The organism is Streptomyces sp. 142MFCol3.1 (assembly GCF_000424945.1).
Classification (GTDB): domain Bacteria; phylum Actinomycetota; class Actinomycetes; order Streptomycetales; family Streptomycetaceae; genus Streptomyces; species Streptomyces siamensis.
In genome coordinates, this window is record NZ_AUKV01000068.1 from 1 (window position 1) to 12,493 (window position 12,493).

Here is a 12,493-nt window from a genome sequence, read left to right on the forward strand (position 1 = left end):
CGGGCCGGTGTGGCGGGCCGGGCCGGTGTGGCGGAGCGGGCATGCTGACGTCCGCGGGCGGGCGGCGCCGCGTGGTGGTGGTGCAGCCCTACGTCCCGTCCTACCGCACCTCCTTCTTCGATCACCTGCACGCGCAGCTGGCGGACGAGGGCGTCGCTTTGGAGGTGCTGCACGGCGCCGCACCACCGCAGCAGGCCGACCGCAAGGACGCCGCGTCCTGCGCCTGCGCGATTCAGGTGCCCACACGGCGCCTGCCCGTGCCGGGCGGCAGGTCGCTGCTGTGGCGCCGCGTGCACCGCCGGGCGGCCTTGGCCGACCTGGTCGTCCTGGAACAGGCCCTGCACAACCTGGAGGCCTACCCCCTGCTGCTGCGACAGCTGACACGGCGGCGCTTGGGCGGCGGTCCTGCGGTGGCCTTCTGGGGCCACGGACGGACCTACACCAAGGCGCCGAGCCGTGCGGAGGCTGCCGTCAAAGGCGCGCTGACCCGTGCGGGGTCGTGGTTCTTCGCCTACACCGACGGCGGAGCGGCCCACGTCGCCGCGCAGGGCTTTGCCCGTGAGCGGATCACCGTGGTGCGCAACTCCGTCGACACCACGGAGCTGACCGCCGCACGGGCCAGGGCCATGACGCCGGGAACGGCCGAGTACGCCGAGAGCGTGCTGCTGCGCAGGCGCCACGGCCTGATCCCGGGGCGCACCGCACTGTTCGTCGGCGGGCTGGACGCGCCCAAGCGCATCCCGTTCCTGCTCGCGTGCGCCGACCGCATCGCCGCCGAACTGCCCGGTTTCAGGCTGCTGGTGGCCGGTGACGGCGGCGAACGGCACCTGGTCGAAAAGGCCGCGTCCCGGCCGGGCAGTGCGGTGGTCGCGATCGGCCGTACGGATGCCCGACAGACCGCAGGGCTCGGCGCGGTCAGCGACGTCATGCTGATGCCGGGCCGCGTCGGCCTGTGCGCCGTGGACTCCTTCGCCCTGCTCACTCCCCTGGTCACCACCGACTGGCCCTGGCACGCGCCCGAGTTCGAGTATCTGGCCGACGGCCGCAACGCGGTGATCACTGCGGACGACCCCGCCTGCTACGCCGGCGCCGTGAGCGCACTGCTTCGCGACCCGGCACGCATGGACGCCCTGCGCAGGGCCTGCGGGCAGGACGCCTTGAGGTACACGACGCAGCGCATGGCGACGCGCTTTCGCGACGGACTGCTCGAAGCAATGACACAAGAGCGAAGGAACCCCTATGCAGGTACACGCAGCCGGCCTTCTCGGCAAGAGCGCCAAGGCCGCAGCGCCCCGACTGTGCCGTCTGGCGAGCGGTCGCCGGATCCGGCAGGGCACCCGTCTGTTCGAGATCTACCTGGAGATCCTCCAGGGCAGAGGCGCGGGGACCGGCTGGGACCTGCGCGGTGAGGTCACCGCGGCACGGCACTTCCTCCAGGGCCTCGAAGCACCCGTGATCTTCGATGTCGGAGCGAACTGCGGTCAGTGGTCCACCGGACTGCACGCGGCGCTGAAAACCGACAACGGGCGCTACTTCCTGTTCGAACCGCAGCCCGCCTGCCGGGCCGCCCTGGCCCGCACGAAGGTCCCCAACCAGGTGGTCGTCCCCGCGGCCGTGGGTGAACAGGAGGGCGCCACGACGATCTTCGCCGACACCCCCGGTTCGGGCGTGGCCTCCGTGCACCGGCGCCGGGACTCATACTTCGGGGATCTGACAGCCCATCAGGAAGAGGTTCCCGTCACCACCGTGGACCGGGAGGTCGAGCGGTGGAACGTCGAACGGATCGACCTGCTGAAACTCGACATCGAAGGGGCGGAGTTCCAGGCCCTGCAAGGAGCGGGCAGCACCTTGAGAAAGGGGAAGGTGACCACGATCGCCTTCGAGTTCGGCTCGGCCAACGTCTACTCCCGCACCTTCTTCCGCGACTTCTGGGACCTGCTGCGCCCGCTCGGCTACCGGCTGTGGCGGATCTGCCCGGGAGGAGTGCTGCTGCCCGTGGGCGCCTACGACGAGGAACTCGAGCACTTCCGCGGGGTGAGCAACTACCTCGCCTCCCTGCGCCCGCCGCAGCCCCCTGCGCCGCGGGCGCCGGCGCAGGGCGGGTGAACCCGGGCACCCAATGACGCTGCGCACACCCGCGCCAGGAGGGGGCCGCCGCGCCGGGCCGCTTAGGTGCCCAGGGGTGAAGCGCCCGGCAAGACGCCCGACACCTGCGGGCGCCGGCGCCGATCCTGCAGCCCGCCGCTCTGCGTTGAACCGGGCATAAGGCCCCACGCTGCGCGAGGCCGCCTCGCCGTCGGCGACCCCCGGCGTGCGGCGCGGTGAGCGCGGTCGTGCGCAAGGACAAGACGCCGTACGCCGGCCGCGGGCGCGCTGCCTGAGCGGCCGCGCGCACCGGGCACGATCCGATTCCGTGAGGGCGCACAGCCCGCCAACGGCGACCACAGAAGCGAGGACGCAGTGAGCGCACCGGTGGTGCTGCACCTCAACAACGAGAACGCCCTGACACCGCGCAGCCGGTTCACCGGTGCCTTCCGCCGGCTCCAGGCCGACGGTCACCTGCACCACGTGCCCACCGCGCCTCGCGCGCTGCTGCACAACGGGCCCCGCGCCGCACTGGCCGCGCTGCGGGAGGTGGTCCTCGACGCCCGCCCCGACGTGGTCTTCGTCCAGTCACCGCACGGCTTCCCGTTCACCGAGCAGGACGTCGCGCAGCTGCTGCGGTCGGCGGGTTCACCCACGGTCGTCTACCAGGAGGGGGACGCGTGGGGAGGCAACAAGCAGCTCCCGGCGTCCAGTCGTGCATGGCTGCGCGCGGCGGACGCCGTTTTCAGCGTGGCCGCAGGCGCGCAGCTGGCCATGCTGGCCAACATCGCGGGCCGGCCCGTGCGCTATGTGCCGCACACGCTGCCGTTGGACTGCTTTCCCGAACAGGACTGCCCCGCTCCCCCGGGGGAGGGGGCCGTGTTCGACGTGGTCACGATCGGCAACAGCGTGATGCGGGCCCGGCTTCTTCCCCGCCTGCCCGGTGCCCGCGAGCGGGCGCAGGTCGTGCGCGGGCTTGGGCAGCTCGATTGCCGCCTGGGTGTCTTCGGGGCGGGGTGGCACGGCCCGCACGCCCGGGGCCCGCTGCCGTTCGAGCGGCAGATCGCCGTCCTGCGCTGTGCGCGGATGAGTGCGGGCTGGGACCACTACGGACGCTACCCCGGGTACTTCTCCGACCGGCTGCCGATCTCCGGGGCCGCCGGCCGCGTCCATGTCGGGCAGGCCCGGCCAGGTCTGGAATGGCTGCCCGGCACGGCGGACGGACTGCATCTCGTGTCCGCCCCCCGGGACGTGGCCCAGCGCGTGCGGGAGTTGCTGGCCACCGAGCAGGCGGTGCTGGACGCCGCCGGGGAACGGCTGCGCCGCTGGGTGCGCGCCCGCCTGACCGATCTGCAGTCCCTGCAGTTCATGCTGGGCGAGTTCCTGGCCCTGCCCGCGCCGCCGGCCGACCCCTGGAAGCAGATCGCAGCCTGGCGGGAAGGGCCCGCATGAGGGCCGCGAGCGGCACGGCGAAAGCAGAGCGGACGGCCGGGGGGCCCGGCCTGGTGGGAAAGGAGCGCCCGCAGGCCCAGACGGTGGTGAGGGGGGCGCTGTGGAACTATGCGGCGGCCGTTGTGGCGTGCGCGCTCCAACTCGGCTACACCTCCTACACCGGGCGCACCGTCAGTGCCGCGGCGTTCGGCGCCTTCGCCTCGGCCCTGTCCCTGACGCAGCTGCTGGGCTACTTCGCCAACGCCGGGCTCGCCACGACCGTGCTGCGTTCGGCGGAGCTCACCCGTGGGCTGCTCACGGCGACGGTGCGGCTGGGCCTGTTCAGCGGGCTCGTGTGCTGCGCCGTGCTCGAGACGACGGCACCGCTGTGGGCCAGGCTGTGGGGGGCTGCGGAGACGACCGGGCTGCTGCGGGTGCTGGCGCTGCAGTTTTTGTTCCTGCCCCTGGGGGCGGTCAGCGTGGCCGGCCTGCGCCGCCTGCTCGCCCACCGCAGCGCGGTCGTGGTCGAGACCGGAGCGCACGCCGCCGGGCTGCTGACGGGAACCGTGCTGCTGTCAGCCGGCTGGAACCCGACGGGGCTGGCCGCCACGTCGGTGACCACCCAGTTCACCATCGCAGCCCTCGCCTCCACCCTGCTGGTGCGGCGGCTGCCACACGCCCTGGGCCCGGCCGCTCACCTGCCGGTCCGCTACCGGGAACTGGCCAAAGCGGCCGGGTTCCTCGCCGGCCACCAGCTCGCCCAGTTCGCCACCAACACCACCCCGTTGTGGGCGGCCGGAGTCCTGCTCGGGCCGGTGGCGGCCGGGTACTACTCACGGGCCACCCTGTTCACCGGACTGCTCCTGACCATGCTCGCGGCCGGCCTGACCCGGGTCACCACCCCCGCCCTGACCGCGGTCCGCGCCCAGCCCCTCCAGCACCAGGGCGCACCCGAAAAAAGCCGGGCCACCGGCCGGGAGACACCCGCGTTCGCCCGCGCCGGCACCGACGTCCTGCTCGCCTGCTCCGCGCTGTCCTTCCTGCCGTTCGCCTTCCTCGCCGGAGCCGGGCCCGATGCGCTGCAACTGCTCCTGGGACCGGGCTGGAGTGAGGCCGCCCGCCTGGTGCCCCTGCTGTGCGTGCTGTCCGCCGTCGCCGTCCTGTACGCGGTGGGGCTGTCCGTGGACACGGTGTGCGCCTCGCCCCGCAGAATGGCGGCCGCGCAGGCGGCGGCGATCGCCGCGAACCTCGCCGGCATCGCCGTGGCCGCGGGACACGGTCTGGTGCCGTTGGCCCTGTCCGCGCTGGGGGGCGCGGTGTGCGGTCTCGCGGTGCAGACGTGGGCATGGCACAGGGGCGGCGTCCTCCAGACGCGCCGGCTCTTGACGGGGTACGCCGTCCACGCGGCCCTGGGTGTGCCGGCGTACGCGGCAGGCGTGGCCCTGTGCCAGATCGTGGCCGGCCGCTCACCGGTGCGCGCGGCCGTCGTGCTCTTGGCCGTCGCTCTTGTCGTGGCCGCCTGCCACAAGATGCCCACGCGGCTGCCGCTGTACCAGGTGGCCGCCGCGCGCGGCCTGCTGCCACTGCGGCTGCGGTGGCCGGCCGTTGCCGGCTCGCGTCACCGGCGCGGTGCCGGGGCCGCTGCACCGGTTCAGGCCGGTGACACCGGATCGCGGTGCCGGCCAGAGGCCGGTTCGTGATCGCGCAGGAACACCAGATCGCACTGGAGCATCCGGCCGGTGCGGTGGTCGGTGAACCCCGGCACCACGGCCGCCAGAGCCAGCCCGTAGCGCCCGCGCGCCAGGTCCAGCACCTCGGGCAGCAGCGGCGCTCCCTCGTACAACGGGACGCAGGAGGCCTCCAGCTGCAGTCCGCAGCAGTGCTGCGCAAGGGTCTCGGCGCCGCGCAGGACGGCCGCCTCGTATCCCTGGACGTCCAGTTTGACGAACACGCGGTCCTGCGGCTTGGCCACCTGCCGCCACACGTCGTCGAGCCGGTACTGCTCGACCTCCTGGCGGCCGACGTAGCGGGAGGGGGGACACGCTTCGGCGTGGCGGGGCAGCATGGGCAGCACGGAGCTGCTCAGCCCCCCGTTCCCGGCCACGTTCATGGTGACGGCCCTGCGCTCCTCGCCCAGGGCGTAGGGGAAGACGGTCCACAGCTCATCGGCCGCCGCGCAGCGGCGCAGGGCCTCGAACGGCCCGCTCAGCGGCTCGAAGGACACGATGCGTCCCCGGTAGCCGAAGCGTCTCAGGCCGCGCCCGTACTGACCGCGGTTGGCCCCCACGTCGAGCACCACATCGGCACCCGCGTGCTGCAGCAGCCGCGCGGCACGGTAGTCGAAGGAGCACTGCGGGAACCGGTTCACGTCGAGGCCGAGGCGCTGGAGAGCTTTCCGGGCCCGGTGGAGAAGAGTCACCCACCCATTGTGATCAACCTTCGCCCGTTTTGTCACTGATGGTGAGGTCTACACGCCGGGCCGTCCGCCCGGCTTCGTGCGGCTTCGCGTGTGGCGGCGCCAGAATCTGGGGCCGGGGTCCGCGCGGCGCGTGCACCGCAGCCCGGGGGGCGGGCGCAGCGGGGCCTTCGGCCGGGGCCGAAGGCCCCGGCCGCTTTCCCGCGCCCGCCTGAAGGCGCGCCCGCCACAGGCACAGTCCGAGCAGCACGGCCTGTTCGGGGAAGGCCGAGTAGGACACGAACAGCACCAACTGGCTCACCAGCAGCACACACAGGGCCCGCGTCTGCGCTCCGCCGCCGGCCAGGCGGCGCCAGGTGTGGGCGTAGAGGACCAGCAGAGCCAGCAGCCCGGCGAGGCCAAGACGCAGCACGACGTGCAGGTAGTAGTCGTGCGGGGAGACCGTGACGAGGCCGCCGCCGATGAAGCGCTCGTAACCGGAACCGAAGGGCGCTCCGAGCAGCCACTGGGCGAGGCTGCGGGGGCCGGCGAGCAGATCCTGCCAGCCCAGCACCCGCCAGGCGAAGGTGCTGCGCGTGCCCTGTGTCTCGGCGAGGGAGGCCGTCAGCGCATCGCCGGCCGCACCGAACAGGCCGACGGCGTACAGCAGCGCGGCCAGGCACAGCGCCAGCACCCCCGCGCCTGCGGACACCAGGCGCTGGCCGCCGCGGGAGGGACGCAGCAGCCACCAGGTCACTGCCATCGCGGCGCCGGCCGCCCACACGGTGCGGTGCTGGAGCAGCACCACCAGGGCGAAAAGCGCCAGTGCCGCCAGGTGGCGGGCGCCCACGCCCCAGCGGTGTGCCGGACGGGCGCCCGCCGGCGCGCCGGACATCGCCGGGTCCGGACGGGAGGCGGGCCGGGCGCGGCGGGTCAGCACCAAAAGCGCCGCCGCCTGGGCCAAAACCAGCGCCGCGGCTGCCGGGACGGGGCGGGCGTCCACCGCCACCCCGTCGACGGCCAGGTGGGCGTTGGAGGCGTACAGCCCGCGGTCCGCCCAGCGGGCCACGGCGCACAGCGCGTACACGGCGGCTGCGGCCAGCCAGGCCCGCGTCACCGTGCGGATCAGCGCGGCGTTCAAGGGAGCGGTGGCCAGATAGAAGGTGACGGCGAAAAAGTGCCAGAAGTAGACCCGGGAGTCGTTGCCCGCCATCTGGGGACCGAAGACGGCGGCCCCCCGCAGGGTGGACCAGGCGGTGAGCGCGAGCAGGGCCGCCAGCGCCGCCAGCGCCGCCCGGGCCCTGGGGCCCCAGCGCGGCACCCGCGCCAGTGCGACGCCGAGCGCGCACACGTCCAGGATGTCGGTCGGGTAGAGGCTGATGCCGAGGTCCACGGCGGCCCGCTGGCCGCCGGCGACCACCACCCAGACCTGCGTCGCCAAAAGCAGCCCCACCGCGATGCCGCAGTGCCGGGCGAAGACCCACAGCAGCATCCCCAGCAGCCCGGGCGCGAGCAGGAGCAGCAGCAACATCTGCGGGTCACCGGGAAGGAATCGCACCGTGATCCGTTCTAAAGGAGAGGGACTGCGCTGGGCGACGACAGGGCACGCCGGCACGGCGGGATGTCCGCCGAGCCGCACACCGGCGGCTCAGGATCCGGCGCGCGAAAAGGCCGCTCGCGGGCGCCGGGAGGCGGCCCGCACGAGGGTCTTGGCGTAGGGGGAGCAGAAGACCAGCGGGGCCCAGGCCCCGAGATGGCGGCGACAGTAGCGCCACCACGGCAGCGGCGGCTGCTCGCGGATTGAGGCCAGCCGGCGCAGCGCGGTCAGCGCGCCGATGCCGCACTCCGCCGAGGTCCCCTCAATGCGGGCCACATTGTCGTCGCAGGTTCCCACGTGGCCGGGCGCAAGCAGCACGGGGACGCCGGCCCGGCGGGCCCGCAGCCCGTAGTCGTAGTCGCCCATCCGGTGGGGGAAGGCGCCGTCGAGGTCGCCCAGCAACCGCCTGGCGCAGGCCGTGACCAGGACGGCGTTGCCGTTGCAGGTGTCGCAGCCTCGTGCGTGGCGCACATCGGGCTCCATCCGCTGCAACGTCATAGGACGCAGGCGCGGGCGCACGATCCGGTAACCGCTGTAGGTGGTGCGCATCCCGTCGCTAGAGCGCATCGCGCCGACGACGACGGCGGGCCGCTCCAGGGGTGCGGCCACGCGCAGGAGCGTGGCGAGCGCGCCCTCATCGAGGACGACGTCGTCGTTGAGCCAGAGCACATGGGCCGCCGGATCCGCTCGAGCGGCGGCGATCTTGGTGCCGCTGCCCCAGTAGACGTCGCCGCCGGTGCTCACCACATCGGTGTCGGGGAAGGCGGCCCGCACCGCGCCGGCAGTGCCATCGCCACTGCCGGCGTCGACGAGATGAACACTCAAGCCGGTGCCCGCGGGAAGACCGGTCTGCGCACGCACCGACGCGAGGGCCGCAAGCGTGCTGTCGCGGCGGTTGTGACAGGCCATCAGGACGGACAGCCGGGGCGCGGCACCCCCGGACGGGACACCATCGGCGCGCACCGGGTCACCGCACGGCCATGGCGGGGACGACGGGCTGCGCCGGCCGGCCCTCACGGCGGCCGGCGCAGCCGAGCGACTCGAGCTCCGCATCGACCATCAGGCGGGCCAGTTCGGGCGCGCGCACCGTGGCACGCCATCCGAGATCCGCCTCCGCCTTCGAGGCGTCACCGATCAGGTGGTCGACCTCGGTGGGACGCAGATAGCGCTCGTCGAAGCGGACGTGCTCGCGCCAGTCCAGACCGACATGGGCGAAGCAGTGCTCGACGAACTCGCGCACACTGTGGCTCACACCCGTGGCGATCACATAGTCCTCGGGCCGGTCCTGCTGCAGCATCAGCCACATGGCCTCGACGTACTCGGCGGCATAACCCCAGTCCCGGCGGGCGTCCAGGTTGCCCAGGTGGACCACCTCCTGCAGACCGGCCTTGATGCGGGCGGCGGCCACGGCCACCTTGCGGGTCACGAACGTGGGACCCCGCCGCGGTGACTCGTGGTTGAACAAAATGCCGTTGACGGCATGAAGTCCGTACGCCTCACGGTAGTTGCGGGTGACCCAGTAGGCGTACACCTTCGCCGCCCCGTAGGGCGAGCGCGGATGAAAAAGGGTGTGCTCGTTCTGCGGCGGCGCGGCCGCGCCGAACATCTCCGAACTCGAAGCCTGGTAGAAGCGGCACGAGACGCCGCTTCGGCGGATCGCCTCCAAAAGCCGCGTCGTACCCAGCCCGGTGGTGTCCCCGGTGAACTCCGGCTCGTCGAAGGACACCCGCACATGCGACTGCGCGGCCAGGTGGTACACCTCGTCGGGCTGCACCTGTTCCACCAGCCCCGCCATCCGGGTCCCGTCGGTGAGATCCCCGTAGTGCAAAAACAGGCGCGCCTGCGGGTCGTGGGGATCGCGGTAGAGATGCTCGATCCGCTCCGTGTTGAAGGTGGAGGCGCGGCGGACGATGCCGTGCACCCGATATCCCTTCTCCAGCAGAAGTTCGGCGAGATAGGACCCGTCCTGGCCCGTGATGCCGGTGATGAGCGCCGTTTTGGCGGCCACACGCCCTCCTTGGCTGACGACATTTCAAAGCGGCACAAGGCTCCCCTCGGCCGGGCACCCCTGCACCTCACCACTCTAAAGAACAAATGCAACATTTCTTAGGCAATGTGGCGCTATGTCTTCTTTCAGCGTGCTCATCGTAGGGTGATGCCCATTGCCCTTTTCGTCAGCACTCAGCCCCTCACCGGACCGATCGGGGACGGACACTTTGGACCTGCGCGAATACCTACAAGTCCTCTCCCGGCGCTGGCGCGCCGTCACCGCCGTGATGCTCCTCGCCACCCTGGCCGGCGTGGGCGCCACCTACACCGCCACTCCCGAGTACCAGGCCACCACCGGACTCTTCGTCTCCCTGCAGGGCGGCGCCGACCCCGACACCGCGCAGCTCGCCCAGGGCAACCTCTTCACCCAGGCCCGTGTGCGCTCCTACGCCGAGGTGGCGGCCAGTCCCCTGGTGACCGGACACGTCGTCAAGAGCCTTCACCTGGACATGACGCCCGCCGCACTCGCCAGGAGGATCACCGCGAGCGCCCAGCCCGACACGGTGCTGCTGCGCCTGACCGTCACCGACACCCGCGCCGCCCGCGCGGCACGGATCAGCAATGCCGTCGCCCAGCGTTTCGCCGAGGTGATCCGCACCCTCGAGCGCCCCTCGGGCGCGCGCACCTCGCCGGTGCGGCTGAGCATCACCCAGCCCGCCTCCGTGCCCACCACACCCTCCGCGCCCCGGCCGGCCGTGAACATCGCCATCGGGCTCCTCGCCGGACTGATCCTGGGAGTCGGATTCGCCCTGGCCCGCGAGACACTGGACTCCTCGGTACGCAGCCCCGAGGCCCTGAGCGAACTCATGAACCGCTTCGCAGGGCCCGCCGTGTTCGCCAGCATCGTGCGCGACCCGCACGCCGACAGCCGGCCCCTCGCACTGCGCGAGGACATGCACGGGCTGCGCGCCGAGGGCTTTCGCCGTCTGCGCACCTGCCTGCAGTTCGTCGACGTGGACCGGCCGCCGAAGGTGATCGCGGTGACCAGCCCCCTCTCGGGCGACGGCAAGACCAGCGTCGCCGTCAACCTCGCCGCGACCCTGGCCGAGACCGGCGCCTCCGTGTGCCTGGTCGAAACCGATCTGCGCCGCCCCTCCATCGCCCGCACCCTCGGACTGGTCCGGGACGCAGGACTGACCACCGCCCTGATCGGCAGGGCGGAGGTCGGTGAACTGCTGCAGTCCGCGGGATCCTTCGCCGTGCTGACCAGCGGCGCCGTACCGCCCAACCCGACAGAGCTGCTGGCAAGCACCCAGCTGAAGTCCCTCCTTGGCCAGCTCACCGAGAAGTTCGACCACGTGGTGGTGGACACCGCCCCCGTCCTGCCCGTGGCGGACGCATCCGTGATCGCCTCCGAGGTGGACGCCTACCTCCTGGTGGTCCGCACCGCCCGCACCAGCCGGGACCAGATCAGCGAGGCCCTGCGCCAACTGCGCCAGGTCGGCGCCTGCGTGGTGGGCACCGTGCTGAACATGGCCTCGCCCAAGACAGACCGCGGCGCCCAGGGATACACCTACGAATACCGGCCCCAGCCCCAGGACAGCCGGCGCCTTTCCGTCCTGGCACGGCTCGCCCCCCACCGCCCCCACCTCCCGGCACACGGCCGCTTCGCGGGCCTGGCACGACTCGCCCGCATCGGCCGGCCCGCACCCTCCCACGACCCCGCACCCTCCCACGACCTCGCCCCCGCCACCCTGCCCACGCCCGGCACCACACCCGCACCCCTACCCGGCGAGGGGGCACACGCGTTCACCGAAGACCCACAGCGCCACAACGCCGCCGAAACGAGCATGCAGCGATGACGACCCAAACCTCACAGCCCCGCGGGCTCCTCGAGCGCCCCCTGGACCGCTCGGCACGCGTACTGATCGCCGGAAGCGCAGGCCTGGCCGGATCGGCCCTGTGGCGCTGCCTGACCCGCAACGGCTTCAGCAACCTCGCAGGACCCCGCTCCGCCGAACTGGACCTGCGCGAGCGCCAAGCAGTATTCAGCTGGTTCGCCACCCACCGGCCCGACGTGGTGGTACTGGCCGCCGCACGGGTCGGCGGGATCAAGGCCAACGCCACCCGGCCCGCCGACTTCCTCTCCGACAACCTGCGCATCCAGGTCAACGTCCTGGACGCAGCACTGGAACACCGCACCCAGCGGCTCCTCTTCCTCGGCTCCAGCTGCATCTACCCCAAATTCGCCGACCAGCCCATCCGGGAAGAAGCGCTGCTGACCGGCCCCCTGGAACCCACCAACGACGCCTACGCCATCGCCAAAATCGCAGGAATCCAGCAGGTCAAGGCCGTAAGACGGCAGCACGGCCTGCCCTGGATCAGCGCCATGCCCACCAACCTGTACGGACCCGGCGACAACTTCCGGCCCGACGAAGCACACGTCCTGCCCGCACTCATCCGCCGCCTCCACCACGCCCGACACACCAACGCAGCACACGTCATCAACTGGGGCACCGGAACACCACGCAGGGAATTCCTCCACGCCGACGACCTCGCCGAAGCCTGCCTCCACCTGCTCGAGCACTACGACAGCGACACCCCCGTCAACGTCGGCACCGGCACCGACCTGACCATCAGGGAACTCTCCCAACTCATCGCAACCGTCGTCGGATACGAGGGCACCGTGCAATGGGACCCCACAAAACCCGACGGAACCCCGCAAAAACTCCTCGACATCTCCCGCATCACCGCACTCGGCTGGAAACCCCGGACCAGCCTGGAACAAGGACTCACCGACACCTACACCTGGTACAAAAACCACCTCGGCACGGCCACACTGCGCCACTGACCACCACCACACCCCCACCCCACCCGAGCCACCCGAGCCACCCACCCCACCCGAGCCGCCCACCCCACCCGAGCCGCCCGGGCCGCCCGGGCCGGCTGTGCCCGCCCAGGCCGGCTGTGCCCGCCCGGGCCGGCCGGGCACAGCC

At 72.2% G+C, this 12,493-nt stretch carries 10 protein-coding genes; 6 read left to right on the forward strand and 4 right to left on the reverse strand.

Annotated features, from left to right (window positions below; all coding sequences use genetic code 11):
• Window positions 1–41 precede the first annotated feature (41 nt).
• From H305_RS48910 to H305_RS0142795, 4 genes are all read left to right on the forward strand, one after another.
• Complete coding sequence (locus H305_RS48910; RefSeq protein WP_063611407.1) at window positions 42–1,409, forward strand: glycosyltransferase family 4 protein; 1,368 nt, start codon at window positions 42–44, stop codon at window positions 1,407–1,409.
• Window positions 1,410–1,452: 43 nt separating this feature from the next.
• On the forward strand, window positions 1,453–2,106 hold the full coding sequence (locus H305_RS55570; protein ID WP_051371599.1) for an FkbM family methyltransferase: 654 nt from the start codon (window positions 1,453–1,455) through the stop codon (window positions 2,104–2,106).
• Between the two features lie 354 nt (window positions 2,107–2,460).
• Window positions 2,461–3,537 (forward strand): glycosyltransferase, encoded by a 1,077-nt coding sequence (locus tag H305_RS53800; protein ID WP_158690691.1) that lies wholly within the window; start codon window positions 2,461–2,463, stop codon window positions 3,535–3,537.
• Complete coding sequence (locus H305_RS0142795; protein WP_158690692.1) at window positions 3,534–5,216, forward strand: oligosaccharide flippase family protein; 1,683 nt, start codon at window positions 3,534–3,536, stop codon at window positions 5,214–5,216. Before H305_RS53800 ends, H305_RS0142795 begins: the two co-directional genes overlap by 4 nt.
• On the opposite strand, the gene H305_RS48920 is transcribed toward H305_RS0142795, so the two are convergent.
• The 4 genes from H305_RS48920 to gmd form a co-directional block, all read right to left on the reverse strand.
• The gene (locus H305_RS48920; protein WP_051371600.1) at window positions 5,168–5,935 is read right to left on the reverse strand and encodes an FkbM family methyltransferase; all 768 of its coding nucleotides are present in this window, start codon (window positions 5,933–5,935) and stop codon (window positions 5,168–5,170) included. The two genes, H305_RS0142795 and H305_RS48920, sit on opposite strands and share 49 nt — an antisense overlap.
• Before the next feature lie 13 nt (window positions 5,936–5,948).
• The gene (locus H305_RS0142805; protein WP_158690693.1) at window positions 5,949–7,469 is read right to left on the reverse strand and encodes a hypothetical protein; all 1,521 of its coding nucleotides are present in this window, start codon (window positions 7,467–7,469) and stop codon (window positions 5,949–5,951) included.
• 90 nt (window positions 7,470–7,559) lie between these two features.
• Entirely contained in the window at window positions 7,560–8,471 is a 912-nt protein-coding gene (locus H305_RS0142810) for a glycosyltransferase family 2 protein (RefSeq protein ID WP_051371601.1), read from the reverse strand.
• A 4-nt stretch (window positions 8,472–8,475) separates the two neighbouring features.
• Window positions 8,476–9,516: a GDP-mannose 4,6-dehydratase gene (gene gmd, locus H305_RS0142815; protein WP_028805841.1), complete on the reverse strand. Its 1,041-nt coding sequence runs from the start codon at window positions 9,514–9,516 to the stop codon at window positions 8,476–8,478.
• 208 nt (window positions 9,517–9,724) lie between these two features.
• Here gmd and H305_RS48925 point away from each other — a divergent pair, with 208 nt between their 5' ends.
• Both H305_RS48925 and H305_RS0142825 read left to right on the forward strand, forming a co-directional pair.
• Entirely contained in the window at window positions 9,725–11,359 is a 1,635-nt protein-coding gene (locus tag H305_RS48925; protein ID WP_234021445.1) for a polysaccharide biosynthesis tyrosine autokinase, read from the forward strand.
• On the forward strand, window positions 11,356–12,348 hold the full coding sequence (locus tag H305_RS0142825) for a GDP-L-fucose synthase family protein (RefSeq protein ID WP_028805842.1): 993 nt from the start codon (window positions 11,356–11,358) through the stop codon (window positions 12,346–12,348). The genes H305_RS48925 and H305_RS0142825 overlap by 4 nt, the downstream gene beginning before the upstream one ends.
• Window positions 12,349–12,493 lie beyond the last annotated feature (145 nt).